Annotated in this window: 20 protein-coding genes; 18 read left to right on the forward strand and 2 right to left on the reverse strand. The window is 63.5% G+C overall.

What is annotated here, in order from left to right; all coding sequences use genetic code 11:
• Positions 1 to 55: 55 nt before the first annotated feature.
• From NKH78_RS09470 to NKH78_RS09490, 5 genes are all read left to right on the forward strand, one after another.
• A complete protein-coding gene (locus NKH78_RS09470) occupies positions 56 to 850 on the forward strand; it encodes an SDR family oxidoreductase (protein ID WP_254820394.1) in 795 nt (264 codons plus the stop codon).
• A 252-nt stretch (positions 851 to 1,102) separates the two neighbouring features.
• Positions 1,103 to 2,035: a sugar ABC transporter substrate-binding protein gene (locus NKH78_RS09475; RefSeq protein ID WP_352737099.1), complete on the forward strand. Its 933-nt coding sequence runs from the start codon at positions 1,103 to 1,105 to the stop codon at positions 2,033 to 2,035.
• 106 nt (positions 2,036 to 2,141) lie between these two features.
• On the forward strand, positions 2,142 to 3,128 hold the full coding sequence (locus NKH78_RS09480; RefSeq protein ID WP_254820392.1) for an ABC transporter permease: 987 nt from the start codon (positions 2,142 to 2,144) through the stop codon (positions 3,126 to 3,128).
• A 4-nt stretch (positions 3,129 to 3,132) separates the two neighbouring features.
• Complete coding sequence (locus NKH78_RS09485) at positions 3,133 to 3,927, forward strand: ATP-binding cassette domain-containing protein (RefSeq protein WP_352737100.1); 795 nt, start codon at positions 3,133 to 3,135, stop codon at positions 3,925 to 3,927.
• Positions 3,928 to 3,984: 57 nt separating this feature from the next.
• Positions 3,985 to 5,007 carry a LacI family DNA-binding transcriptional regulator gene (locus NKH78_RS09490; RefSeq protein ID WP_352737101.1) on the forward strand — a complete coding sequence of 341 codons (1,023 nt, stop codon included), beginning with the start codon at positions 3,985 to 3,987 and terminating at the stop codon, positions 5,005 to 5,007.
• A 544-nt stretch (positions 5,008 to 5,551) separates the two neighbouring features.
• On the opposite strand, the gene NKH78_RS09495 is transcribed toward NKH78_RS09490, so the two are convergent.
• The gene (locus tag NKH78_RS09495; RefSeq protein WP_031211029.1) at positions 5,552 to 6,133 is read right to left on the reverse strand and encodes a TetR/AcrR family transcriptional regulator; all 582 of its coding nucleotides are present in this window, start codon (positions 6,131 to 6,133) and stop codon (positions 5,552 to 5,554) included.
• A 251-nt stretch (positions 6,134 to 6,384) separates the two neighbouring features.
• On the opposite strand from NKH78_RS09495, the gene NKH78_RS09500 reads away from it, so the two are divergent.
• The 7 genes from NKH78_RS09500 (at position 6,385) to NKH78_RS09530 (ending at position 16,219) form a co-directional block, all read left to right on the forward strand.
• Positions 6,385 to 6,660 (forward strand): hypothetical protein, encoded by a 276-nt coding sequence (locus tag NKH78_RS09500; protein ID WP_352737102.1) that lies wholly within the window; start codon positions 6,385 to 6,387, stop codon positions 6,658 to 6,660.
• Positions 6,654 to 9,833 carry an efflux RND transporter permease subunit gene (locus tag NKH78_RS09505; RefSeq protein WP_352882736.1) on the forward strand — a complete coding sequence of 1,060 codons (3,180 nt, stop codon included), beginning with the start codon at positions 6,654 to 6,656 and terminating at the stop codon, positions 9,831 to 9,833. The genes NKH78_RS09500 and NKH78_RS09505 overlap by 7 nt, the downstream gene beginning before the upstream one ends.
• Before the next feature lie 16 nt (positions 9,834 to 9,849).
• A complete protein-coding gene (locus NKH78_RS09510) occupies positions 9,850 to 11,004 on the forward strand; it encodes an efflux RND transporter periplasmic adaptor subunit (protein ID WP_352737104.1) in 1,155 nt (384 codons plus the stop codon).
• A gap of 281 nt (positions 11,005 to 11,285) precedes the next feature.
• The gene (locus NKH78_RS09515) at positions 11,286 to 12,011 is read left to right on the forward strand and encodes a GntR family transcriptional regulator (protein ID WP_352701687.1); all 726 of its coding nucleotides are present in this window, start codon (positions 11,286 to 11,288) and stop codon (positions 12,009 to 12,011) included.
• A gap of 50 nt (positions 12,012 to 12,061) precedes the next feature.
• Complete coding sequence (locus NKH78_RS09520; RefSeq protein ID WP_352701689.1) at positions 12,062 to 13,168, forward strand: mandelate racemase/muconate lactonizing enzyme family protein; 1,107 nt, start codon at positions 12,062 to 12,064, stop codon at positions 13,166 to 13,168.
• A 214-nt stretch (positions 13,169 to 13,382) separates the two neighbouring features.
• Positions 13,383 to 14,705, forward strand: a complete 1,323-nt coding sequence (locus NKH78_RS09525; RefSeq protein WP_352737105.1) for an NAD(P)H-dependent oxidoreductase — start codon at positions 13,383 to 13,385, stop codon at positions 14,703 to 14,705.
• Positions 14,706 to 14,725: 20 nt separating this feature from the next.
• Positions 14,726 to 16,219: a xylulokinase gene (locus NKH78_RS09530; protein WP_352777166.1), complete on the forward strand. Its 1,494-nt coding sequence runs from the start codon at positions 14,726 to 14,728 to the stop codon at positions 16,217 to 16,219.
• Here NKH78_RS09530 and NKH78_RS09535 read toward each other — a convergent pair.
• Complete coding sequence (locus NKH78_RS09535; RefSeq protein ID WP_352738590.1) at positions 16,216 to 17,178, reverse strand: sugar-binding transcriptional regulator; 963 nt, start codon at positions 17,176 to 17,178, stop codon at positions 16,216 to 16,218. The genes NKH78_RS09530 and NKH78_RS09535 overlap by 4 nt on opposite strands.
• Positions 17,179 to 17,486: 308 nt before the next feature.
• Here NKH78_RS09535 and NKH78_RS09540 point away from each other — a divergent pair, with 308 nt between their 5' ends.
• The 6 genes from NKH78_RS09540 (at position 17,487) to NKH78_RS09565 (ending at position 24,170) form a co-directional block, all read left to right on the forward strand.
• Positions 17,487 to 18,470 carry an ABC transporter permease gene (locus NKH78_RS09540; protein WP_302897181.1) on the forward strand — a complete coding sequence of 328 codons (984 nt, stop codon included), beginning with the start codon at positions 17,487 to 17,489 and terminating at the stop codon, positions 18,468 to 18,470.
• A 150-nt stretch (positions 18,471 to 18,620) separates the two neighbouring features.
• Positions 18,621 to 19,559, forward strand: a complete 939-nt coding sequence (locus NKH78_RS09545) for a sugar ABC transporter substrate-binding protein (RefSeq protein ID WP_352738588.1) — start codon at positions 18,621 to 18,623, stop codon at positions 19,557 to 19,559.
• A 33-nt stretch (positions 19,560 to 19,592) separates the two neighbouring features.
• Positions 19,593 to 21,098, forward strand: a complete 1,506-nt coding sequence (locus tag NKH78_RS09550; protein WP_352738586.1) for a sugar ABC transporter ATP-binding protein — start codon at positions 19,593 to 19,595, stop codon at positions 21,096 to 21,098.
• 127 nt (positions 21,099 to 21,225) lie between these two features.
• Positions 21,226 to 21,990 carry an SDR family oxidoreductase gene (locus NKH78_RS09555; RefSeq protein WP_352738585.1) on the forward strand — a complete coding sequence of 255 codons (765 nt, stop codon included), beginning with the start codon at positions 21,226 to 21,228 and terminating at the stop codon, positions 21,988 to 21,990.
• An 8-nt stretch (positions 21,991 to 21,998) separates the two neighbouring features.
• A complete protein-coding gene (locus tag NKH78_RS09560) occupies positions 21,999 to 22,784 on the forward strand; it encodes an SDR family oxidoreductase (RefSeq protein ID WP_352738583.1) in 786 nt (261 codons plus the stop codon).
• Positions 22,785 to 23,198: 414 nt separating this feature from the next.
• A complete protein-coding gene (locus NKH78_RS09565) occupies positions 23,199 to 24,170 on the forward strand; it encodes an ABC transporter substrate-binding protein (RefSeq protein ID WP_352645412.1) in 972 nt (323 codons plus the stop codon).
• Positions 24,171 to 24,213: the final 43 nt, after the last annotated feature.

Below are 24,213 nucleotides of genomic sequence, written 5' to 3' on the forward strand. Positions count from 1 at the left end.
GATCTAGAATTCTCTGATTGGAAATTACCTGCTCGTCGGCATTCGGGAGAGTCCATTGATCGTCGCTCTTGAGGGCAAGACCCTTGTCGTTACCGGCGGGACGCAAGGGCTTGGCGAGACCATCGCCCGGCTGGCCTCAGCCGGCGGCGGCGAAGGGATCGCCATTGTCGGCCGCAATGCCGAGCGTGGCGCACGCATCGCCGAAGAGCTTTCACGACCAAGCCGGCCCGTCGTCTTCATCCAGGCCGAGCTTGGAGATCCGGCCGCGCCTGCAGCTGTCATGGCGGAAGCGATCAAAAGACTCGGCCGCATCGATTGTCTGGTGAACGCTGCGGCCCTCACCGACCGGGCCTCGCTGGAAACTGGCACAATCGACGACTGGGACAGGTTGTTTTCCGTCAATGCGCGCGCGCCGTTCTTCCTCATGCAAGCGGCCGTAGCCGACATGAAGACACGGCAGGCGGCGGGCGCCATCGTCAACATACTGTCGGTGAATGCGCATTGCGGTGCGCCGGACCTTGCCATCTATTCCGCCACCAAGGGCGCGCTTTCGACGCTGACCAGAAACATTGCCAACGCGCATCTTTCCGATCGCATCCGCGTCAACGGCATCAACATGGGCTGGGTAGCGACGCCGGCCGAACAAGAGATGCAGGCGCGCACGCTGGGCAAGGGCGAAAACTGGGCAAAGATCGCCGCCGCCGGCCTGCCGCTTGGTCGATTGCTGACCATGGACGAAGTCGCCCAGCTAACGCTGTTCCTGCTCAGCGACGCCTCCGGGCTGATGACCGGGACGCTTATCGACCTAGAGCAATCCGTGCTCGGCGCGCCGCCGCGCGGCATTGCGTGACGGTCGCAGGGCCGATCGTCGGCCGCCTGGAAAATATCAGCCAAACTGATGCAATCTGATGGGATTGCTGATGGCGTCGTGCATTGCGCCAACGTCCATTGGCGGATGGAGGCTTGCCATCGATCGAAAAAGGGAATGCTCTAATGCGCCCAGGTCGACGCTGGCAAAATGCGACCACCGTTTTGGCCGCGCACGGCCTTTCGCGGTGATCGTCGTCGGAGGAGGAGTTCGGTTCAAATGGGAGGAAATCACATGCTGACGAGGCTAAGACTGCTTGTACTTGGCTTGGTAGTGGCGCTGGCCATTCCGGCCGCGGCACAGGCCAAGACGTTCTACTGGATTTCGCATGGCGGCCCGGCCGATCCGGTCTGGACCTACTTCCTTGCCGGGGCCAAGCAATGGGCGGCGGACACCGGCAACACTGTCAACACATCGTTCCACAATGGCGACGTGGCGTCGCAGCAGGAGGCTATTCGCGCCGCGATTTCCGCGAAGGCCGACGGCATCACCACGACCAGCCCTGATCCGGGCAGCCTTGTCGAGATCGTCAAGGAAGCGCGGGCGGCGAACATCCCGATCATCAACTTCAACACGCCCGACCCGAAGGCGGACTTCAACGCCTATGTCGGCGGCGACAACGTCACCTTCGGCAACCACTGGGCGCAGTATCTGGTCGACAAGGGCCTGGTGAAGAAGGGCGACTTCGTCTGGATGCCGGTCGAGATTCCCGGCGCCACCTATGGCGTCCAGGAAGAGGAAGGCATCAAGAGCGTGTTCGAGCCGCTCGGCATCACCTACGAAATCACCGAAGCGACGCTCGACCAGGCCGAAGTGATCAACCGCATGGTCGATTACCTCACCGCCAACAGGGCCAAGGTCAAGGCGGTTATCGGCCTCGGCGACCTGGTCACCGGTTCGATCAAGCGGGTGTTCGACCAGGTCGGCGTCAAGCCGGGCGAAATCCCGGTCGTCGGCTGGGGCAACTCGCTCGACACCACTCAGGAAGTGCTGAACGGCTACGTCAATGCCGCGCAGTGGCAGGATCCGCAGGCGACCAGCTACGTCGCGCTCTCGCTCGCCAACATGGCGGCAAGCGGTATCCCGCCAGGCTTCGACGTGATCACCGGCGCGCTCTACGAGAAGGACACCGCCGCGGTATACGACAAGATCCTGTCCGGCAAATAGGTCCGCGATCGAGTTGGTCACGGCCGCTTCGGCGGCCGTGACCGTCTCATCATTCCGCCGAACCGCTTGCGGTCTCGGCCAAATCCAATCCTATCGCGGGTCCAAGGTGGAAAATCGTTCTCTTATCCAACGCTCGATCGCGCGGCCTGAGTTCGGGCCGTTCGTGCTGCTCGTCATCGAGATCGCCGTGTTCTGGGGCATCAACCACGACTTCCTGTCGCCGCAAAACATCTCGAACACGCTGGCCTTCACGGTCGAACTCGGGCTGATCGCGCTGGCGATGACGCTGTTGATGACATCAGGCGAATTCGACCTCTCGGTCGGCTCGGTGTTCGGCTTCTCGCCGGTCCTGATGTGGACCTTGTTCAACAGCGGCGTCGCCTCGCTCGAAGCCGCCTTCGTCGTTGCGCTGGTGGTCGCTGCCTTCATCGGACTGGTCAATGGCTGGTTCGTGACGCAGCTCAAGATCCCGTCCTTCCTGGTGACGCTTGGCATGCTGCTGGTGGTGCGCGGCACCGCTTTGTTCGTCACCAGCGGGTTTCCGCAGCGGACCTGGAGCGCCGAGGGCAGCTGGCTGGCGGAAGCCCTGGTCGGCGATTTCTTCATCGGGCCGTTCCGTATCTATATGTCGCTGTTCTGGTTCATCGCCGCCGCAATCGCGCTCGGCTACGTGCTGACGCAGAGCCGGACCGGCAACTGGATCCAGGCGGCCGGCGGCAACCCGAGTGCTGCAAGGGCGCGCGGCGTCAATGTCAGCGGCGTCAAGATCGGCCTGTTCATCCTGTCGTCGATCCTGGCCTCGCTCGCCGGCGTCATCTCCTCGCTGCGTACCTCGGCGGCCAACCCCAACAGCGGCACCGGCTACGAGCTCGAAGTCATCGCCATGGTGGTGATCGGCGGCACGGCGCTGACCGGCGGGCGCGGTACAATCATCGGCACGGTGCTCGGTATCCTGATCCTGCGCGTGATGCGCAACGGCATCGTGCTGATCGGTGTGCCGGGCCTTGCCTACAACATCTTCATCGGCGCCATCATCCTCGGCATGATGGCGCTCCACTCATGGCTGGAACGCCGGCATCAGGCAGGGACTTGAGACGATGGTCGAGCCACTGATCCGCATGACGAAAATCCGCAAGTCCTATGGGCGCGTGCAGGCGCTGATTGATGCCAATTTCCATGTCAACGAAAGAGAGATCGTCGGACTGCTCGGCGACAACGGCGCCGGCAAGTCGACGCTGATCAAGGTGCTGTCGGGCGCGGTCCCGCTGACCAGCGGCGACATCTTTATCCGTGGCAAGAAGGTGAATTTGCGCAGTACCAGCGACGCCATCGCCCATGGCATCGAGACGATCTACCAGGATTCCGCGTTGGTGACGCAGCTGTCGATCGCCCGTAACCTGTTCCTCGGACGCGAGCCGATCAAGCCGCCGCGTTTCCTCAACCGCATGGACCAGGAGGCGATGAACGTGGTTGCCCGTGACCTGCTCAAGCAGGTCGGCATCTCGAAGAACATCCCGCCGACGACGCCGATCGGCTCACTCTCCGGCGGCGAGCGGCAGGCGGTGGCGATTGCGCGCGCCATGCATTTCGACAGCGACCTTATCATCCTAGACGAGCCGACCAACAATCTCGGCGTCGCCGAAACGCAAGGGGTGCTGAGCTTCGTGCGCAGTGCCCGCGATTCCGGCCATTCCTGCATCTTCATCGCCCACAACATCCATCATGTCTTCCAGGTGGTCGACCGCATCGTCGTCATGCGCCGCGGCAAGGTGGTCGCCGACGATATCGACCCGAAGAAGACCAGCGTCGCCGAAGTCGAGCGCGTCATCACCGGCATGTCGGACAAGGAGATCCGTGACGCGCTGGCCGAGGGCACGCAACGGCCCGGGTGAGCAGCCGGGCCGGGCTTATCGTCGAGGCACTGGATCGCATCGCCACATGGTTGCGACATGAAAGCCACCGTTTCGGATATTGCCAGGAGCTGCGGCCTGTCGACCGCGACGGTCGACCGTGTGCTCAACAACCGGCCGGGGGCGAGTGCCGCCAACCGGCAGCGCGTGATGGAGGCGGCCAAGCAGCTCGGCTATCTGCCGGTCGTCGACCAGGTCGCGTTGCCCTCGCGGCCGGCACATCTCGAATTCTTCCTGCCGATGGGCAGCAATGCCTTCATGGCCGATCTGGCCAGGCACATCGAGGATTATGCGGCGCGCCTGCCGCTGGTCGCCTCCTGCCGCATCCACAAGCTCACCGGCATCTCGCCGAGTGCCTTGCAGATGGCCGTCGAAGACCTCTCTCTCAAGGCGAACGGTGTCGGCGTCATCGCCATCGACCATCCGAGAACGCGCAACATCTTGCGCGAGATCGTCGAGGCCGGCATCCGCCTGGTCACGCTGGTTTCCGACGTTCCCGGCGCGCCGCGCTCAGCTTATGTCGGCATCGACAACAGAGTGGCCGGCCGCACCGCGGCGCTGCTGATGGGACGGTTCCTCGGCGGCCGCCAGGGCCATCTGGCGATGGTGGTCGGCTCACGCTCCTATCGCGGCCATGAGGAACGCGAGATGGGCTTTCGCTCGGTGCTCGGCGAGGAGTTCCCCAATCTGACCGTCACCAGCGCCGTCGAGATCAACGACGAGCCGGAGGTCAGTTATACCGCGACCATGAAGGCGCTGCACAACGAGCCGGAGCTGCTCGGGATCTACTGTGTCGGGGCCGGGCGCTCGGGCGTGGCAAAAGCATTGCTCGAAGCCAGGCCTCGGACGAAGCCGGTGTTCATCTGCCATGACCTGACGCGCGAGACGCGCGGCTATCTGGTCGACGATCTGCTCGACGTCGTCATCGACCAGAATGCGCGGCTGATCGCCGAACAGTCGGTCATTCGCCTGCTCGGCTCGATCGCCTCGTCGGCGCCCTATCTGACGCGGAAATTCATCGAGCCGCGCCTGATCTTCAAGGAAAATGTCCCGGTGCAGTGATGTCGTGCGGGGGCGATGGTCGCTCGGGCCTTGATCGTTAAAATTCGGTTGATACCGCAAATCTGCACATCACCTATGCAACTTTTTTGGTTGCCGAATCATTGGGCAATTGATAGTTTCGCAGGTGTCGGCCATCTACTCCTCCCAGATGCGATGCCGACGCTGAGTGCGGTACACCTCCTCCCGTGCCGTATTCGAAATCGAGCCCGCTGCCACCTCCTCCCGGCAGCGGGCTTTTTTTGTTCCGGCGCCGGGATAGCGGGCGATGCTGGGATCGTGACTGACACCGGACACGATTGCTGATCCGCGGATCGATGAGCTTCGCTGCGACCGCCGCGGCTTATCGGGCGAAATCCTGTCACACTTGTCACTCTCACCGGTTCGCCAACGGCCCTATCCTGCCTGACGACCAGCAAACAACGCCGCGCCAGCAATGCTGTTGCGGCAAGGGCGACGCGAGATGGAACATCGCGATGGGACGAGACATCACCCAGCGGCACGGCGCGCAATCAAAACGCCGCGGATCGTTTCGCCGCTTGCGAGATTATCTGGCCCTGAAAGAAGTGATCAGGCCTTCCGCCATGCGGACGAACTGCGCGCTCGGGCCCTCGGCGCCGACGCTTTGCAGGCTGACGCGGGCGCCCTCGAGCAGAAGCGACAGCGTATCGGCGAGAAGCTCGGCCTGTCCGATACCCGCATCGCGACACAGCGAGACCAGACGCTCGCGCTGCGCTTCCTTGAGTTCCTTGATCACTTGCCTTGCCGGATGATCGGCCTCGCTCAGCTCGATGGCGGCGTTGGCCATGTCGCAACCGCGGCGATCCGACATCAGGCAATCGGCCGCCATCCGGACCCAGGCGTGCAGCTGCGCCAGCTTGTCGCCCGGATTCTCCGCCTCGAACTTCTCCCACATCGCGTTGGCGCTGCAGGCGGTCGCCCGCAGACATTCGATGATCAGGTCGTCCTTGGACTCGAAATGCCGGTAGAGCGTCATCTTGTTGGTGCCGGCGGCCTCGGTGATGGCGTCGATGCCGACGCCGCGAATGCCATGCTTGTGAAACATGTCCCGTGCCGTCTCAAGGATCCTGTCCCGGGGGCGAACACGCTCCACAACACCGTCTGTCATCAAAACCTCCGTGATTGCGTTTCCGAAATTCCCTCGGTGCACCTCTTGACTAGGGTGTTACCGGTCTGTAACGGTAGCGATGTTACTTACCTGTAACACCCGCATTGCATCATGTCAAACTCGCAAGTGCCGGCCATCAGCCCCGCCCCGATCGGCAAGGGCACGAACCGCACCGCACGGCCTCGGCCGGCGAGCAAGAGAACACCCGATCCGCGGCTCGCCGCGGATCGCCAAAACCAGGAGCCGCTTCGATGTCGCAGTGCAATGATCTGACGATCGATGAAGTCGTGAGGGATCCGATGATCCGCATGCTGATGAAAGCCGACCGCGTCGACCCGCGGTCTTTCGAGGCGATGCTGCGTACGCTGGCGGACGAGCAGGCCGAGCGCCGCAATGCGCCGCGTCGCCCCCTGCAAGATTTCGGCTTTCTCGAAGATTCCGGCTCGACGCGCAGCCGGCGACTGTCCAGGGTGGCCAAGGCCTTCGGCCGGGCCAGAGCATCGGGCGAGGCGTGCATCTCATGGTAAACTTCTTCATCCATCGTCCGATCTTTGCGTCGGCGATCGCCATCATCATGGTGCTCGCCGGGGGAATCTCTTATTTCCTTCTGCCGGTCTCGCAATTTCCCGACATCACGCCGCCCCAGGTCGTGGTCAGTGCTCACTACCCGGGCGCCAGCGCGCAGGTCGTCGCCGACACGGTGACGACACCGCTCGAACAGCAGATCAACGGCGTCCAAGGCATGATCTATATGTCGTCGTCGAGCTCCAATGACGGCTCGTCGACGATCACCATCACCTTCGACGTCGGCTACGATCTGAGCACGGCGGCCGTCGACGTCCAGAACCGCGTTTCGCAGGCGGCTTCCTCGCTGCCGGCCATCGTCAATCAGGGCGGCGTGACGATCAAGAAGCAGAACCCGAACTTCGTCCTGATCGTCGACCTCACCTCGCCGGACGGTTCCGTCAATCCGGTCGCGCTGAGCAATCTCGCCTATCTGCAGGTGGTCGATCCGCTGAAGCGGCTGCCCGGCGTCGGCGACGTGCAGATCTTCGGCGAGCGGCGCTATTCGATGCGCATTTGGCTCGACCCCGACAAGCTCGCCAATCTCGGCATTACCGCAGTCGACGTGCAGAACGCCGTCGCCGAGCAGAACGTCCAGGTGGCGGCCGGCAAGATCGGGCAATCACCGGCTCCGGCCGGCACTGCCTTCGAGATGCAGGTCAACGCCGTCGGCAGGCTGAGCGATCCCAAGGAGTTCGGCGACATCGTCGTGCGGGCCAATACCGCCAACGGCTCGCTGGTCAGGCTGCGCGACGTTGCGCGCATCGAACTCGGCGCGCTGCAATATTCGTCGTCGGCCTTCTTCGGCAAGGACCCGACGGTGGTGCTCGCGGTCTACCAGATGCCGGGCTCCAACGCGCTCGATCTGCAGCAGCGCGTCAAGGACAAGATGCAGGAGCTGTCGGGCCGTTTCCCGAAGGGCGTCAGCTACGCCATGCATTACGATACGACACGTTTCGTTTCGGCCTCAATGCACGACGTGCTGATCACGCTCGGCGAAGCGCTGGTCCTGGTCGTCGCCGTGGTGTTCATCTTCCTGCAAAGCTGGCGCACCACGATCATCCCGACGATCGCAATTCCGGTGTCGCTGGTAACGACGCTGGCCGTCATGCATATGCTTGGCTTCTCGCTGAACATGCTCAGCCTGCTCGGCATGGTGCTGGCGATCGGCCTCGTCGTCGACGACGCCATCGTCGTCGTCGAGAATGTCGAACGCCAACTTGAGGCCGGCCTCAAACCTCTGGCCGCCACGCGCACGGCGATGGCCGAGGTCACTGGCCCGATCATCGCCACGACCGCCGTGCTGATGGCCGTGTTCGTGCCGGTCGCCTTCATTCCCGGCGTGTCCGGCCGACTCTACAACCAGTTCGCCCTGACCGTGGCGATCTCATTCGGCATCTCGGCCTTCGTCTCGCTGACGCTTACCCCGTCGCTCAGCGCCGCCTTCCTGCGCCACCGGCCGGAAACACAGTTCGTGCTGTTCCGCTGGTTCAACATGGGCTTCGAACGGCTGGCGCATGCCTATGCGAATGGCGTACGCATTCTCATCCGCCTGCGCTGGATCATGCTCGGCGTGTTCGCGGCCGGACTTGTCGCGACCTATTTCGTCTGGCAGCGCCTGCCGTCGACCTTCCTTCCGGTCGAGGACCAGGGCTATTTCTTCGTCGTCATCCAGCTCCCGGACGGGGCCTCGCTGGAACGCACCGATGCGGTGGCGCAAAAGGCGCGCGACATCCTGCAAAACACGCCCGGCGTCGACATCGTCGGCTCGATCAGCGGCTTGAATTTCCTGACCAGTGCCGCGCAGTCGAACTCGGCGGTCGAATTCGCGATCCTGAAGCCATGGGACGAACGCGGCCCCGACCAGAGCGCCTCGAAACTCGTCGCCGACGTGCGCAACAAGCTGCTGCAAATTCCGGAGGCTTTTGCGCTGAGCTTCGACCCGCCGTCGATCCCGGGCATCGGCGCCACCGGTGGCTTCGAGTTCCAGGTCGAGGACCTGACCGGCCGCGGCAGCGTGGCGCTCAACGATGCGACGCAAGCCGTGATTGCCGAGGCGCGCAAGCAGCCGGAGCTCAACCCGCAGCAATTGTTCTCGTCGTTCTCGACCTCGACGCCACAGTTCAACTACGATCTCGATCGCGCCAAGGCGAAGCTGCTCGGGCTCAACCTGCCGGACGTCTTCAACACGCTGCAGATCTATCTCGGCTCGCTCTATGTGAACGATTTCAACCTGTTCGGCCGCACCTTCCGGGTGACGATCCAGGCCGACAAGGACTCTCGCGCCGGTCCGGCGGACATATCGCGGCTCTATGTCCGCAATGCGTCGGGTGGCATGGTGCCGTTGGGCACGTTGGGCAAGCTTGTGCCGATCGTCGGCCCCGAGACCGTGCCGCATTACAACAACAATGCGTCGGCGCTGATCAATGGCGGCGCCGCCCCCGGCTTTTCGTCCGGCCAGGCGGTGGCGGCAATGGAGCGTGCCGCTGCCACGGCATTGCCGAGAGATTTCGGCTACGAATGGACCGGCATCACCTATCAGGAGCTCAAGGCAGGATCGATCGCATCCGTCGTCTTCGGCCTTGCAATCGTCTTCGTCTTCCTGATCCTGGCCGCGCAGTATGAGAGCTGGGCGATGCCGTTCATGGTGCTGCTGGCGGTGCCGCTCGCATTGTTCGGTGCGTTCGTCGTGCTGTGGCTGCGCGGCATGCAGATCGACGTTTATTCGCAGATCGGCTTCGTCATGCTGATCGGACTGGCGGCCAAGAACGCGATTCTGATCGTGGAGTTTGCCCGGCGCCGGCGCGAAGAAGGCCTCAGCATCGTCGACGCCGCGATGGAAGCGGCGCGGCTTCGGCTGCGACCGATCCTGATGACCGCCTTCGCCTTCATCCTCGGCGTGCTGCCGCTGATGTTCGCCACAGGTGCGGGTGCCGCAAGCCGGCAGTCGATCGGCACCACCGTCTTTGGCGGCATGGTCGCGGCGACGATCCTGTCGCTGGTGTTCGTGCCGGTCTTCTATGCGGTGATCGAGCAGCTGCGCGAGCGCCGCAGCGAGAGCGAACCGGTTTCCGAAGCGACCGAACAACCAACTGCCGAACCCGCCTTCGAGCCATTGGCCGAAGCGGCTGAATAGGACTGGAGAATTGATCATGCGTAAATGGAAAATGGCGCTGGGAACGGCCGTCGCCCTTGGGGCGATTTCGGTGGCGAGCGTTCACCTGCTCGACATGGGCAGCCTCAGCCTCAACGCCGGCACAGCCGGGGCGGCAACACCCAAGCCGGAAGCCTTCGTCATGCCGGTGCCGGTGGTGAGCGTCGTCAAGAAGACGATCCCGATCTATCTCGACTATGCCGCCCGGGTGGAGCCGATCCGCAGCATCACGCTGCAGGCGCGCGTGCCGGGCTACCTGCAGGAGCAGGTCGCCATCGACGGCAGTGACGTTGCGAAGGGCGACCTTCTCTACAAGATCGCCCCTGAGGATTTCCAGGCTGCCCTCGAGCAGGCGAAGGCGCTTATCCAGCGCGACACGGCAACACTCGACTATGCGCGCTCCAATCTCGGGCGCGGCAGCGAGCTCGCCAAGAGCGGCTATCTCGCCAAGGACGTGTTCGACCAGCGCACCAGCACCTTGCGTGAGGCTCAGGCCTCGCTCGCCGTGAACCAGGCCGCCTTGCGGACCGCCGAGCTCAATTTGAGCTATACCGAAATCCGCGCCCCGTTCGCGGGACGCATCGGACGCAGCCAGGCATCCGTTGGAACGCTGGTCAGCGTTGCCGGCACGGTGCTCAATTCGCTGGTGCAGCTCGATCCGATCTACGTCACCTTCAATCCGAGCGAAACGGACCTGACACAGATCGAGGAAGCCCGGGCCGCAGGACCGATCAGTGTCGATGTCCTGCTTCCCGGTGAAACGGAACCGCGCCAGAAGGGCGATCTTACCTTCATAGACAACTCGATCGATCGCTCGACCGGCACGATCACGGCACGGGCGACGATCGGCAACGCCAAGTTCACGCTGCTCCCCGGCCAATATGTCCGCGTCCGGCTGCACGTCAAAGAGCAGCCCGATGCGCTGATGGTACCGCAGACGGCACTCGGCTCAGGCCAGCTCGGCAAATACCTCTATGTCGTCGGCAAGGACAACACGGTCGACCAGCGTATCGTTTCGCTCGGACCGACCAATGGCGATCAGGTCGCCATCTTGAGCGGTGTGGCCGAAGGCGACCGGGTCATTACCGGCAATCTGCAGAAGATCGGCCCGGGAATGCCGGTCTCGCCGCTGCCCGAGAAACCGCCCACCTGATAACCCCCATCAGGTCCGGTCCCGCGGCGCCCTCGGCTCCCACGCCAAGGGCGCCGTTTTGCTATGTTTCGTTTTACGCAATTCCTTGGGGAAAGCGCTACATACGCCAGCTTCGAGAAGCCGGCGTGATGTTCAGCGGGGTCGGTTCTGCGGCCGTGCGGCCTGACGGCCTTGCCTGCGCCGCAAGCCGCCGGCCAAGCGGAAGTTAAGAAATCCACAACCAGCCTCTTGTAAGATTGTCGACAATCTGTTTTTCCTTCCGGTTTGCTGGAGCAGCCGGAATGGCGACGCTGGATTTCAGTCCGATCGCCGACACGACAAGACGCGCCGAGATCGTGGCGCTGCTCCGGCGGGCGATCCTGACCGGCCAGTTGGAACCTGGGCAGAAGCTCAACGAACTCAGGATTTCCGAGCAGATGCGGGTGAGCCGCGCGCCGCTGCGCGAGGCAATGCGCGAATTGGTGCAGGAAGGCATCCTGACCAGCATTCCTTACGCCGGAACCTTCGTCATCGACGTTACCGCGAAGGATATCGACGATGCCTATTCGCTCAACAAGGTGCTCGACGAATTCGCCATCGCGCGGACCTGGCCGCTTCGCGACGAGCGCTTCTTCGACGAGATCGACCGACGCCATGCGGCGGTGAAGCAGGCGACGCGCGAACTGGACACGACGCGGCAGATCGAAACCGCGCTGCAACTGCATGGCCTGATCCATGAATGGGCCGACAATTCGGTGCTGCTTGAAACGTGGCAGCGGCTGACCAGCCGGCTGCAGATGTATTTCGCGCTGCACCAGCGGGCGCGCAACGAGCCGGTGCCTGCCGAAGATGCTCACGAGACCTATGTACGGCTGCTCAAGGGCAGCGACATGCGCGCTGCCCAGCGCCACGCCAAGGAGCACATCGATTTCGATTTCGAAGAACTGCTCGCCTATGCGCGCGGGCTGGAACAGCGCGGCTCAAAGGGTGCTGGCGCCAATCGTGCCGGACCGCCTGAAGGCGGCTGAGCCAGACAATTCTGGTGGTCATCCCGGAAAATAGGCAACGGACAGAAAACGTGCAGATCAAAACCATCAAGGCCTATCATGTCGTGCAGCCCTTCGTTGACGGGCCTTATCGTATGTCCAAGGGGCGCGTCGCCGATGCGTTCGACGCGGTGATCGTCGCCGTCACCGCCGATAGCGGGCTCACCGGCTGGGGCGAGATGGCGCCGCTCGGCAACTTCTATTCGCCTGCCTTCGCCGCCGGCACGCGCGCCGGCGTCGTCGAGATCGCACCGCATCTCATTGGCCATGACCCACGCGGGCTTGCCAGTATCAACAGGCTGATGGACACGGTGTTCAAGGGCCATCCCTACATCAAGTCGGCGCTCGACATGGCATGCTCGGATCTCGCGGCGCGCGCCGCCGACGTGCCGCTGGTCACCCTGCTCGGTGGGCGCGAAAGTGAGACGGCCGAACTCTACAAGGTCGTCACCCACGGCACCGTCGACGCGATGGCCGCACTCGCCAAGCGCATCCTCAACGACGGCTTTCACCGGCTGCAAGTCAAGGTCGGCGGCAACGTCCATGACGACATCGAACGCGTCACAGCCGTCGCCGCCGCCGTGCCGAAGGGCACCGTCATCTTCTGCGACGCCAATGCCGGTTGGACGCCTTACCAGGCGCGCCAGTTCGCCGATGCGACGCGCAACATCGACTACACGTTCGAGCAGCCCTGCACGACGATCGACGAATGCCTGTCGGTGCGCCGCTCGCTCGACAAACCGATGGTGCTCGACGAATCCGTCGCCTCGCTTGACGATATGCTCGACATCCATCGCAAGGGCGCCGCCGACGGGCTGACGCTGAAGATCTCACGCCTTGGCGGCGTCACCAAAACGCGCCAGATCCGCGACCTTGCCGTCGACCTCGGCTTCATGATCACGGTCGAGGACACTGGCGGCGCCGAGATCGACACATCGGCCATGGCGCATCTGTCGCTGTCGACGCCGGAGGAGCGCCGGCTGCACGCTATCGCCTTTCACGAATGGGTGACGGTGCGCACCGCATCCAACATGCCGCCGGTTTCGGGAAGCCGTATGGGCATTCCGGATGGGCCGGGCCTCGGCATCGATGTCGTTCCCGGCCTGCTCGGCGCGCCCTTCTTCGAAATCGGCAGCTGAACTGCAATAAGGCTGCACCGAATCAACCTGAATATGCCGCGTCCTTCTGACTGCGGAGGCACGGCCGTGTGGATTGACCGCTCATCCAATCGTCCTCGACCGATTGCAGAGCGGCAATGCCCAATTGCCGGTTGAAATATTTTTCATTTGCAAATAGAAATGTTCAAAACGTTGATTTGGACGCTGCGGCGCGTCAGGAACTGGAGGAAGCGACATGTCCCATCCGCAATTTGCAGCGGAACTGCTGAAGCGCGCTGAACAGCAGGGGCCGATCACCATCGGGCTTGCCGGCGCCGGGCAGATGGGCACCGACATCGTCGTCCAGGTCGCGCTGATGCCGGGCATGCGGATCGGCGCCATTTCCGAAGTCAGGCCGCAGGCAGCGATCGACGCGGCGCTGCTCGCTGGCCATGACCATTCCGACATCGTTCAGGCCGGCAATGCCGCGGCGATCGACCGCGCCATCGAGGCGGGCAAGATCGCGGTGACCGAAGATTTGCATGCGCTGGCGGCGGCCGGCCGGATCGACGTCATCATCGACGCAACGGGCAATCCCAATATCGGCACGCTGTTTGCGCTCGAAGTGATGAAGAACGGCAAGCATATCGTCATGCTCAATGTCGAGGCCGACATCACCATCGGCCGCTTCCTCAAGGAGGAGGCACGCAAGGCCGGCGTCGTCTATACCGGTGCCGCCGGCGACGAGCCCGCCTGCACGCTGGAGATCATCGGCTTTGCCAAAAGCCTCGGCTTCAACATCATCGCCGCCGGCAAGGGCAAGAACAATCCGCTGAAGATCGACGCCATGCCGGCCGACTACGAGAAGGAGGCGGCCGAGCGCAACATGAATGCGCGCATGCTGGTCGAATTCGTCGACGGCTCGAAGACGGCGATCGAAATGGTGGCAATCGCCAATGCGACCGGCCTGGTGCCCGATGTGCCGGGCATGCACGGCCCGACCGCGACGCTAGAGGAGCTGGCAAGCGTGCTTTGCCCGCGCGAGGATGGCGGCGTGCTGCACCGCAAGGGCGTTGTCGATTACTCGATCGGCAAGGGCGTGGCGCCCGGCGTGTTCTGCATCATCGAAACCCGGCATCCGCGTGTGCTGGAGCGCATGATCGACCTCAAGGTCGGCCAAGGCCCCTATTTCACGATCTTCCGGCCCTATCATCTGACCAGCCTGGAAGTGCCGCTGTCGGCGGCGCGCGCGGTGGTCTACAAGCGTGCCGACATGGAGCCGCTCGACCATCCGGTCGCCGAGGCGGTGGCGGTTGCCAAGAGCGATCTCGGCGTTGGCCAATCTCTCGGCATGATCGGCGAGAACGACTATCGCGGCTTCGCCATGACCTGGGAGGATGCGCGCGCCCGCGGCGCCCTGCCGCTCGGCCTTGCCGAACGCGCCAAGGTGGTCAAGCCGCTCAAGACCGGCGACTTCCTGACCTATGAAAATTGTGTACCCGACGATTCGATGGTGATAACCCAGATCCGCCGCCGTCTTGACCAGTCAGACGGACGGTTCGCTACCAACGCGGCCTGACCCCGCCGGATCTCCGCCTGATGGAAGATGTCGTAATCGGGATCGACGCCTCGACCACGGCCGTGAAGGCAATTGCCTTCTCGCGCGACGGCGAAGAGCTGTTCCAGGCGCGCGAACCGTACCCGCTTTCAAATCCGAAGCCCGGTCATTTCGAGCAGGACGCCGAACATTGGTGGACGGCGCTGCTTGGCGCATTGAAGCAGGTCACCGAGGCGGTCGGCGCTGCGCGGGTGGCGGCGATCTGTATCGCCCATCAGCGCGAGACCTTCACGCTGGTGGACAGCGCCGGCAAAGCACTGATCCCGGCGATCCTGTGGCTGGACGAACGCGCCCGTCCGCAGGTTATCAGGCTTTCGGCCGAACTCGGCCGCGAGGCGATCCGCGACTGGAGCGGCAAGCCGCCGGACCCGACGCCGGCACTCTACGCCATCGCCTGGCTTGCCGAGCACCAGCCGCAAGTGCTTCGCCAGGCAGCGGCGCTGGTCGACGTGCATGGATTCTTCGTCCAGCGGCTGACCGGGCGATTGGTCACCAGCACCGCAAGTGCGGATCCGCTCGGGCTGCTCGACCTCGAGAAGGGCACTTGGCGTCCAGAGCTCGTTGCGGCGGCGGGGCTGCAACTGGAGCAATTGCCCGAGCTGGTCGCGCCGGGCGTGGTCTGCGGCAGTCTTTCCGCAAGCATAGCGCAGCTGACCGGCCTGAAGGCCGGCACGCCGGTTGTTGCCGGCGCCGGTGACGGCCAAGCTATGGGCCTTGGCATGGGCGTTTACGGCGAGGGCAAGAGCTATCTCTCGCTCGGCTCGGGCGTGGTCAGCGGCTGCTATTCCGGCAGGGTGAAAACCTCGGACGCTTTTCGAACGCTGGTCTCGCCGACCGGCTCCGGTTTCATGCTCGAGACCGTGCTGCGCTCGGGCATGCAGCTGGTCGACTGGATCGTTCGCACGACCGGTTCGCCGTCGGCGGCAGCGCTGGAGAAGGCTGCGCTGGATGTTGCCGCGGGCAGCGACGGCCTGCTCATCATGCCCTATTGGGCCGGCGTCATGAGCCCCTATTGGGACGGTGCGGCGCGCGGCGCCATTGTCGGCCTGTCGCTGGACCACCGGCCGGAGCATCTCTTCCGCGCTGTCCTGGAAGGCATCGCCTTCGAGCAGGCCGTCGCCACCGAGGCCATGGAAGCCCGGGCGGGCGGACCGGCGGCGATGATTGCCGCCGGCGGCGGCACCAATTGCGCGCTGCTCATGCAGATCATGGCAAGCGTGCTCGAGCGGCCGCTCTCGGTTTCGCCGGTCAACGAAGCCGCTGCACTCGGCGCTGCGATGCTGGCGGCAGCGGCTATCGGCTGGTTTGCCTCGCCGGAAGCCGCAGCAGAGGTAATGGCTGCCGCTCCCACCAGGCATGTCGATCCGGTCGACGGGCTTGTCGCCGCCTATCGCGACCGCAAGGCAATCTACCGCGACCTTTACCAGGCGACGCGCGATATCCATACCCGCCTCGGCGCTCTCCGCGAAATCTAGCGGTTGAGCAGCCCCTTGGCCGCGTCTTCGTCGGTGATCAGAACCGATACCTTGGTGTTGGCGAGCGCAGCCCGCATCACCGCAACCTTCTCGCTGCCTCCCGACACCAGGATGATGCTCGGGATATCCGACAGATCCTGCAGCGGATAGGCGCAGACGCGGCGGTTGACCTCGTGGTCGACCGGGCGGCCCTCGACGTCGATGAAATGACACAGAATATCGCCGACGGCACCGGCCGCCTGCAATTCCTCGAGTTCGCTTGGCTTGATGAAGCCATAATTGGCGATCGGGCTGTCGTTGGAAAACGAGCCGACGCTGAGCACGGCGATGTTTGCCCGGCGTGCGCGGAAGACGACGTCCTGAACGCTGCGCTGGCTCATGAAGGCGTCGCGCTGCTCCGGCCTGTCGGCATAGACCGGCACCGGCAGCAGGAAGCATTCCGCACCTATCTTTTCGGCGAAATCCCAGGCGCTTTCTGTCGGGTTGAGCGGCTGGGCATGGGTGAGGCCGCCAAGCATCGAAACCACCGTCGTCCTGGCGATGGGCCGCCGCGGCAATTCATTGATGGCGAATTTCAGTGTCCGCCCCCAGCCCAGCGCGATGACATCGCCGGCATTCACATGGTCGGCCAGGTAGGCGGCAGCGGCGTGGCCGATCATCAGCGGCGCATTGCTTCGGTCGGCTGCCGACGGCACGACCACGGCCTGGCTGAGCCCGAACCGCTGCTTCAGGCTTTCCTCCAAAATCACGCATTCGACGACGCTGTCACGGATGCGAAACTGGACGACCCCCTCTTCGCGGGCGGCGGAGAGAATGCGATGCACCTTGATGCGGCCGACGCCAAGAATTTCGGAAATCCGTTCCTGTGTAAGACCCTCGACGTAATAGTGCCAGGCGGCGCGGGCCTTGAGTTCGGCGTCGGGGAAGCGCGAGGCTCTTTCGTTCTCTACGATCGTCATCTGTTTGCCTTGCCGCAGCCGCCGGCTCTGCTCATGAAATTCCAATGCGGCGACTTCGAAATGTCCAAGATTTCGGAGACCTTGCGTAAGCCAAACCGGCGGACAGCGCAAACCCGTCCTCGAATGAAGCGGCAGGCCTTGACAATTTTCCGACGAACAGTTTAGCTGAACAAAATTGCATGTTAAAGATAAATTGTTCACAGGGAGGAGCCTGGTGAGCAAAGTGGCGCGGTGATGCAGCGCCGGATTGCTGTGGAGGAGACAAAGTGGCTGTGAGCAACGACACAAGCAATTTGAAGGCAGGCGAGTTGAAGGCAGGCTCTGGCGCGCAGGCTACGGCGGGCGCAAGGTTTTCAGCTGTCTTTGCCGGAACCATGGGTCCGCTGATCGGGCTGGTTCTGCTGTGCCTGGCGCTCTCGCTGACCACCGACACGTTCCTGACCATCCGCAACATCCTCAACGTGCTCGACCAGGTCACCGTGCTCGGCATCATGGCGATCGGCATGACGCTGGTCATCCTGATCGGCGGCATCGACCTGTCCGTCGGCTCGGTGCTGGCACTGGCTTCCATGGTGATGGGCTTCGTCGCCCATCCCGACTATCTCAATCTCGGCCTGCCCGCCGGCATCGCCGCGGCCCTCGTCGTCGCCGGTCTTTGCGGCCTGGTTTCGGGCCTGCTGGTCACGATCACCAAGCTGCCGCCCTTCATCGCCACTTTGGCGATGATGTCGGTGGCGCGCGGTCTCGCCAACATGATCACCGACGGCTCGCAGATCGTCGGCTTTCCCGACTGGTTCACCAGCCTGTCGATCATCCGCCATTTCGGATTCCTGTCGGTCACCGTCGGACTGATGATCGTGCTTGCCGTCATTTTCGCGATCTTCCTGAATTATCGCGCTACCGGCCGTAGCCTGTACGCAATCGGCGGCAGCGCCGAAGTCGCCCGGCTGTCCGGCATACCAGTCAAGTCGCTGACAAACTGGGTCTATGCGATCTGCGCCGTGCTGGCCGGTCTCGCCGGCATCGTGCTTGCCGCCCGGCTCGATTCCGTCCAGCCGAGCTCCGGCCTTGGCTACGAACTCGACACCATCGCGGCGGTGGTGATCGGCGGCGCCAGCCTGTCGGGCGGCGTCGGTTCGATCGGCGGCACAGCCATCGGCGTCCTCATCATCGGCGTGCTGCGCAACGGGCTGAACCTGCTCGGTGTCTCGCCCTTCATCCAGCAAGTGGTTATCGGCGTGGTGATCGCGCTGGCGGTGGCCACCGACACCTGGCGGCGCCGAGCACAATGAAGAATGGGGCACAACGAAGAATTGGGCTCAATGAGATTCACCCGGATATTCGGGCGAAAACGGATCGGTGATCCGAAACTGGGAGTTGTTCGGCCAAGGGGCGCCGCGATGCGCGGGCAGGACAGATTGAACATCAACGGAGGAATAAACATGCTGACCAAACGTTCATTGCTGCTTACCGCCGCGGCCGTCATCCCGCTGCTTGGCCTTTCCGACATGGCCTCGGCCAAGGAGGCCAAGAAGCTCGGCCTCGCCGTCGCCAATCTGCAGGCCGACTTCTTCAACCAGATCAAGCAGTCCGTCGAAGCCTACGGCAAGGAAAAGGGGATCGAGGTCGTCACCGTCGACGCCAAGGGCGATTCGGCGACCCAGGTCAGCCAGGTGCAGGACCTGATCACGCAGAACATCGATGCGCTGATCTACATTCCAGCCGGCGCCACCGCCGCCACCGTGCCGACCAAGACCGCCAAGGCTGCCAGCATCCCAGTCGTCAATGTCGACCGCAACGCCGATGGCGCGCCCGGCGATACCTTCATCGCAACCAACAGCGTGGCATCGGCCAAGGCGGTTTGCGACTACATCGCCAAGCAGGCCGGCGGCAAGGGCGAGCTGATCATCATCCACGGCCAGAAGGGCACGACGCCCGAAGTCGACCGCTCGAAGGGCTGCGGCGAAGCGCTGAAAGGCTATCCCGACATCAAGGTTGTCGGAGAATTGTGGAGCGAAGGCTGGCATCAGGACGAAGGCTTCAAGCTGACGCAGGATCTGTTGCAGTCGCACCCCGACGTGTCGATCGTCATCGGCCAGGCCGATGCGCTGGCGCTCGGTGCGGCGCAGGCGGTCAAGGTCGCCAATCCCGGCCACAAGGTCTGGGTTGCCGGCTTCGACGGCGATGTGGCGGCGCTCAAGGCACTGAAGGACGGCGTCTTCGACGTGACCGCGACGCAGCAAACCCAGGGCATGGGCCGGCTCGCCGTCGATGCGGCGATCAAGCTGGTGGCCGGCGAGACCATTCCCGCCGAACAGCTGCAGGATGCGACGCTGACCACCAAGGACAATGTCGAGCAGTTCATCGCCAAGCATCCCTGATTGAGACCAGTCCGGCAGTCGACGAGCGCAACGATGTCCACCGATCCTCGCCACACGCACCCCCATAACGGGCTCGTCGTCAGCGGCCTCTGCAAAAGCTACGGGCCGGTGCAGGTCCTGGCCGATGCGAGCTTCGAGGTGCGGCCGGGCGAGGTCGTGGCGCTGCTTGGCGAAAACGGCGCCGGCAAGTCGACTGTCTCGAACATCATCGCCGGGTCGACGAAACCCGATGCCGGCACCATCACCTGGCGGGGGAACGCTTATTCCCCCGCCAATCCTGCCGCGGCGATCGACGCCGGCATCGGCATGATCCACCAGGAGCTGAAGCTCTTGCCCGATCTGTCGGTCGCCGAAAACGTCTATGTCGGGCGCCTGCCGATGCGTGGCGGCCGCATCGACCGCGCGGCAATGAACGCACGGGCATCGGCCCAGTTGAAGCGCCTCGGCCTCGATGTCTCGCCCGAGCGCAAGGTGCGCACGCTGCGTATCGCCGCCCAGCAGCAGGTCGAGATCGCCAAGGCGCTGACGCTCAATGCCGAGTTGCTGATCTTCGACGAACCGACGGCCGCCCTTGGCGGCGAGGAAACGGAGCTCCTGTTCCAGCAAATCCGCAAGCTCAAGGCGGAAGGCATGTCCTTCATCTATATCAGCCACCGGCTGGACGAGATCGCCCAAATCGCCGACCGCGTGGTGGTGATGCGCGACGGGCGCATCGTCGCCCGGCACGAGCGCGCCGACATTCCGGTGCGCACTGTCGTCGAGCAAATGGTCGGCCGCAGTGTCGAGCGGATGTTCCCTACGATATCGGCGCCGGGCAACGACACGCTGCTCGAGGTCGAGAACCTGTCCTCGCCGGAACGCAGCTTTCAAAATGTCAGCTTTTCAGTGCGGGCCGGCGAAATCCTCGGCATTGCCGGGCTGATCGGCGCCGGACGCACGGAGCTGGTGCGAGCGATCGCCGGTGCCGATCCGATCTCATCGGGATCGGTGCGCGTCGCCGGCAAGCCGGTGCATCTCCATGGCCCGGCGGCGGCGATCAAGGCCGGCGTCGTCCTGGTGCCCGAAGATCGCAAGGCGCAAGGCGTGGTGCTCGACCAGACGATCGGCGAGAACCTGGCGATCGGCAATTTCGACCATGTCGCGCCGAATGGCTGGGTGTTCCCGAAGGCGGTGCAGAAATTCGCCGAGGCCGGCATTCGCCGGCTCGGCGTCAAGGGCCGGCCGAACCAGGCGGTCAGCAAGCTCTCCGGCGGCAACCAGCAGAAAGTGATCATCGCCAAATGGGTGTCGCGCCCGCCCAAGGTATTCATCCTGGACGAGCCGACGCGCGGCATCGACGTCGGTGCACGCGCCGCGATCTATGATGTCATCGCCGACCTTGCCCGCTCCGGCATGGCGGTGGTGGTGGTGAGCTCCGACCTCGAGGAAGTTCTCGGCCTGTCGCATCGCGTTCTGGTGCTGAGCCGCGGCCGGCAACGCGGCATTCTCGACCGCAGCGAAGCAAGCAATATCGCCGTCATGGAACTCGCCACGAGCTAGGAACAGCCCATCGAAACAAAGCGCAGCAGGTGGTATCCTCCCGGGCACCAGACCGCGCGGGGCGCCAGCAACAGAGTTGGCGCCCCTTTATTTCCGGAGGACGGCGGTTGGAGCAGAGGGACCGACGATGAAATTATTCGACCTTCATGGTGACGTGGCACTTGTGACAGGCGCCGGCAGCGGCATCGGGCAGGCAATCGCCATTGGGCTGGCCGAGGCCGGCGCCGACATCGCCTGCTTCGGCCACGCCTCGAAAGGCGGGCTGGAGGAGACCGCGCACCGGATCACGGCACTCGGCCGCAAGGCGCTGGTGCTGACCGGCACGGTGACTTCAGAGGCCGATCTCGCGGCCGCGATCGAGCGTACGGAGATGGAACTCGGCGCGTTGACCATCGCCGTCAACAATGCCGGCGTCGCCGGAGCTGAGCCGGCAGAGACGCTGTCGCTGGAGAAATGGCAGAAGCTCTATGACGTCAATGTCAGCGGCGTGTTCCTGTCCTGCCAGGCCGAGGCCCGCGCCATGCTGACGCGGCGCAAGGGCTCGATCATCAACATCGCGTCGATGTCGGGCTCGATCGTCAATCGCGGCCTGACCCAGGCGCATTACAATTCGTCGAAGGCCGCGGTGATCCACATGTCGAAGAGCCTCGCCATGGAATGGGCCGATCGCGGCCTGCGCGTCAATGTCGTCAGCCCCGGCTACACGCTGACGCCGATGAACAAGCGGCCGGAGGTCGCCGACCAGGTCAGGATCTTTGAGCGCGACACGCCGATGGGCCGCATGGCGGCGCCGGAAGAGATGGTCGGCCCGACCGTGTTCCTGGCCAGCCGCGCCTCGAGTTTCGTCACCGGCATCGACCTGATCGTCGATGGCGGCTTCGTCTGCTGGTAGGAGAAAAGATGCAGAAGCGATTCCAGGGAAAAACGGCGGTCATCACCGGCGCCAGCGGCGGCATCGGCGCGGCAATGGCCAGGCGCTTCGCGGCGGAAGGTGCCGCGGTCGTCGTCAGCGCCATCGACGCGCGCGTCGAAGAGGTCGCCGCCGATCTCAAGGCTACGGGCGCCAAGGTCGCATCGCTGCGCATGGACGTGACCAAAAAGGACGAGGTCGTCGCCCTCTATGACCTGGCCGAGCAACAGTTCGGCCGCGTCGACATCTCCGTACAGAATGCCGGTGTCATCACAATCGCCAGGATAGAGGCGATGACCGAGGCCGAATGGGACAAGGTGATGGCGGTCAACACCAAGGGCGTGTTCCTGTGCTGCCAGGAGGCGATCGCGCGCATCCGCAAGCATGGCGATGGCGGCCGGCTGATCAACACCGCATCCGGCCAGGCGCGGCAGGGCTTTATCTACACGCCGCATTATGCGGCCTCGAAATTCGGCGTCGTCGGCGTCACCCAGAGCCTGGCCAAGGAAGTGGCCAAGGAGAAGATCACCGTCAACGCGATCTGCCCCGGCATCATCGACACCGATATGTGGGCCTATAACGACGCCGCATGGGGCAAGTTGATGGGCGACTACAAGCCCGGCGAGCTGATGGCCGAATGGGTGAGGAACATCCCGATGGGCCGCGCCGGCAGCGGCGAGGATGTCTCCGGCCTGGTCAGCTTTCTAGCCAGCGACGATGCGGCCTACATCACCGGGCAGACCATCAATGTCGATGGCGGCCTGATCATGTCGTGAGGATACTCGGGCGGCAGTGCCCTGTCCGAATTGCATGACCGTGACGGCATTACGCGTTGCGAGACATGAATGTTGGTATATATAATTTCATCCCATGAAACGGCTCTGGCGAGATGGGTTCGCCAGGCCGACAGCTGAGATCATGGGACCTTGATGGCTCGCACCTTTCATAGCGCCGCCAGACCAGCGATCGATCCGCGGACTGCCTTGGCGGCAATCCATCGGCAGCCATGACACGGTCCCCTCCGGCACATTTTCACAAAATTGGGCACCATCCGCTCTGCGCCGCTTCAGCGCCGGCAGCAATCTGGCGCCAACGCCCTTGCGCAACGACCAGCTTTTCCAACACAATCAAAAAAAGACGCAAGAAGGGAACGAACGATAACTTCACCAGAGCTTGACAGGAGAACAAGCATGTCACTTCGGAACATGATTTCGAGTTTCTCAATGGGAGCCTTAACACTTGCCGCAGCCGCACTGACATCTTCGGCCTATGCGGCAGCGCCGGAATCCAACGACCCGATCAAGATCGCGCTGTTCGACTGGACCAGCGTCAATCTGAACGCCAAGATCCTCGGCGGCATCCTCGAAAAGCTCGGCTACACCGTCGAGTACCCGACCGCCGACTATCTCTCCAGCCTGACCACCGGCCTGACCAATGGCGACATCGATGTCGGCCTGGAATTCTGGGACACGACGGCCGGCGAGGCGATGAAGGCCTCGGACGCGACGGGCCAGACCGAACGCCTCGGCAAGCTCGGACCCAAGGCCAAGGAAGAATGGTGGTTTCCCGAGTATATGAAAGAGAAATGCCCCGGCCTGCCTAACTGGGAGGCGCTGAAAGACCCGAAATGCGCCGAAGCGTTCTCGACCGCCGAAACCGCGCCGAAGGGGCGTTATCTCGGCGGACCCGTGACATGGGAAGGTTTTGACGACGAACGCGTCGAGGCGCTGAAACTGCCCTTCACCGTCATCCATGCCGGCACCGATGCGGCGATGTTCGCCGAACTGGACTCGGCCTATCAGCGCAAGGCGCCGATCATGCTGTGGATCTATTCGCCGCATTGGGCGCCGGCCAAATACAAGGGCGAATGGGTCGAATTCCCCGACTATACGCCGGAATGCTACAACGACCCGAAATGGGGCGTGAACCCAGATGCCAAATATGACTGCGGCAAGCCGCATGGCGAGATCTGGAAATATTCCTGGGCCGGCATGAAGGACAAATGGCCGGTCGCCTACAAGGTCGCGAAAAACTACACGGTCGATACCGACGAGCTCAACAAGATGAGCGGCGAGATCGATCTCGAAGGCAAGACGCCGGAAGATGTCGCCGCCGCCTGGATCGCCGCCCACGAAGCCGACTGGAAAGCCTGGGCCGAGTGACCGTCTGACTGGAAACGCGACGACCCGGCCATTCAGGGCCGGG

This window comes from Mesorhizobium sp. M0910 (genome assembly GCF_040319465.1).
Lineage (GTDB): Bacteria > Pseudomonadota > Alphaproteobacteria > Rhizobiales > Rhizobiaceae > Mesorhizobium.

Coding starts and splice junctions, on each gene's coding strand:
- NKH78_RS09500 (WP_352737102.1), top strand. CDS start 6,385: ATGTCGCAGTGCAATGATCTGACGATCGATGAAGTCGTGAGGGATCCG.
- NKH78_RS09475 (WP_352737099.1), top strand. CDS start 1,103: ATGCTGACGAGGCTAAGACTGCTTGTACTTGGCTTGGTAGTGGCGCTG.
- NKH78_RS09495 (WP_031211029.1), bottom strand. CDS start 6,133: ATGACAGACGGTGTTGTGGAGCGTGTTCGCCCCCGGGACAGGATCCTT.
- NKH78_RS09485 (WP_352737100.1), top strand. CDS start 3,133: ATGGTCGAGCCACTGATCCGCATGACGAAAATCCGCAAGTCCTATGGG.
- NKH78_RS09515 (WP_352701687.1), top strand. CDS start 11,286: ATGGCGACGCTGGATTTCAGTCCGATCGCCGACACGACAAGACGCGCC.
- NKH78_RS09550 (WP_352738586.1), top strand. CDS start 19,593: ATGTCCACCGATCCTCGCCACACGCACCCCCATAACGGGCTCGTCGTC.
- NKH78_RS09510 (WP_352737104.1), top strand. CDS start 9,850: ATGCGTAAATGGAAAATGGCGCTGGGAACGGCCGTCGCCCTTGGGGCG.
- NKH78_RS09545 (WP_352738588.1), top strand. CDS start 18,621: ATGCTGACCAAACGTTCATTGCTGCTTACCGCCGCGGCCGTCATCCCG.
- NKH78_RS09565 (WP_352645412.1), top strand. CDS start 23,199: ATGTCACTTCGGAACATGATTTCGAGTTTCTCAATGGGAGCCTTAACA.
- NKH78_RS09555 (WP_352738585.1), top strand. CDS start 21,226: ATGAAATTATTCGACCTTCATGGTGACGTGGCACTTGTGACAGGCGCC.
- NKH78_RS09560 (WP_352738583.1), top strand. CDS start 21,999: ATGCAGAAGCGATTCCAGGGAAAAACGGCGGTCATCACCGGCGCCAGC.
- NKH78_RS09490 (WP_352737101.1), top strand. CDS start 3,985: ATGAAAGCCACCGTTTCGGATATTGCCAGGAGCTGCGGCCTGTCGACC.
- NKH78_RS09525 (WP_352737105.1), top strand. CDS start 13,383: ATGTCCCATCCGCAATTTGCAGCGGAACTGCTGAAGCGCGCTGAACAG.
- NKH78_RS09535 (WP_352738590.1), bottom strand. CDS start 17,178: ATGACGATCGTAGAGAACGAAAGAGCCTCGCGCTTCCCCGACGCCGAA.
- NKH78_RS09505 (WP_352882736.1), top strand. CDS start 6,654: ATGGTAAACTTCTTCATCCATCGTCCGATCTTTGCGTCGGCGATCGCC.
- NKH78_RS09530 (WP_352777166.1), top strand. CDS start 14,726: ATGGAAGATGTCGTAATCGGGATCGACGCCTCGACCACGGCCGTGAAG.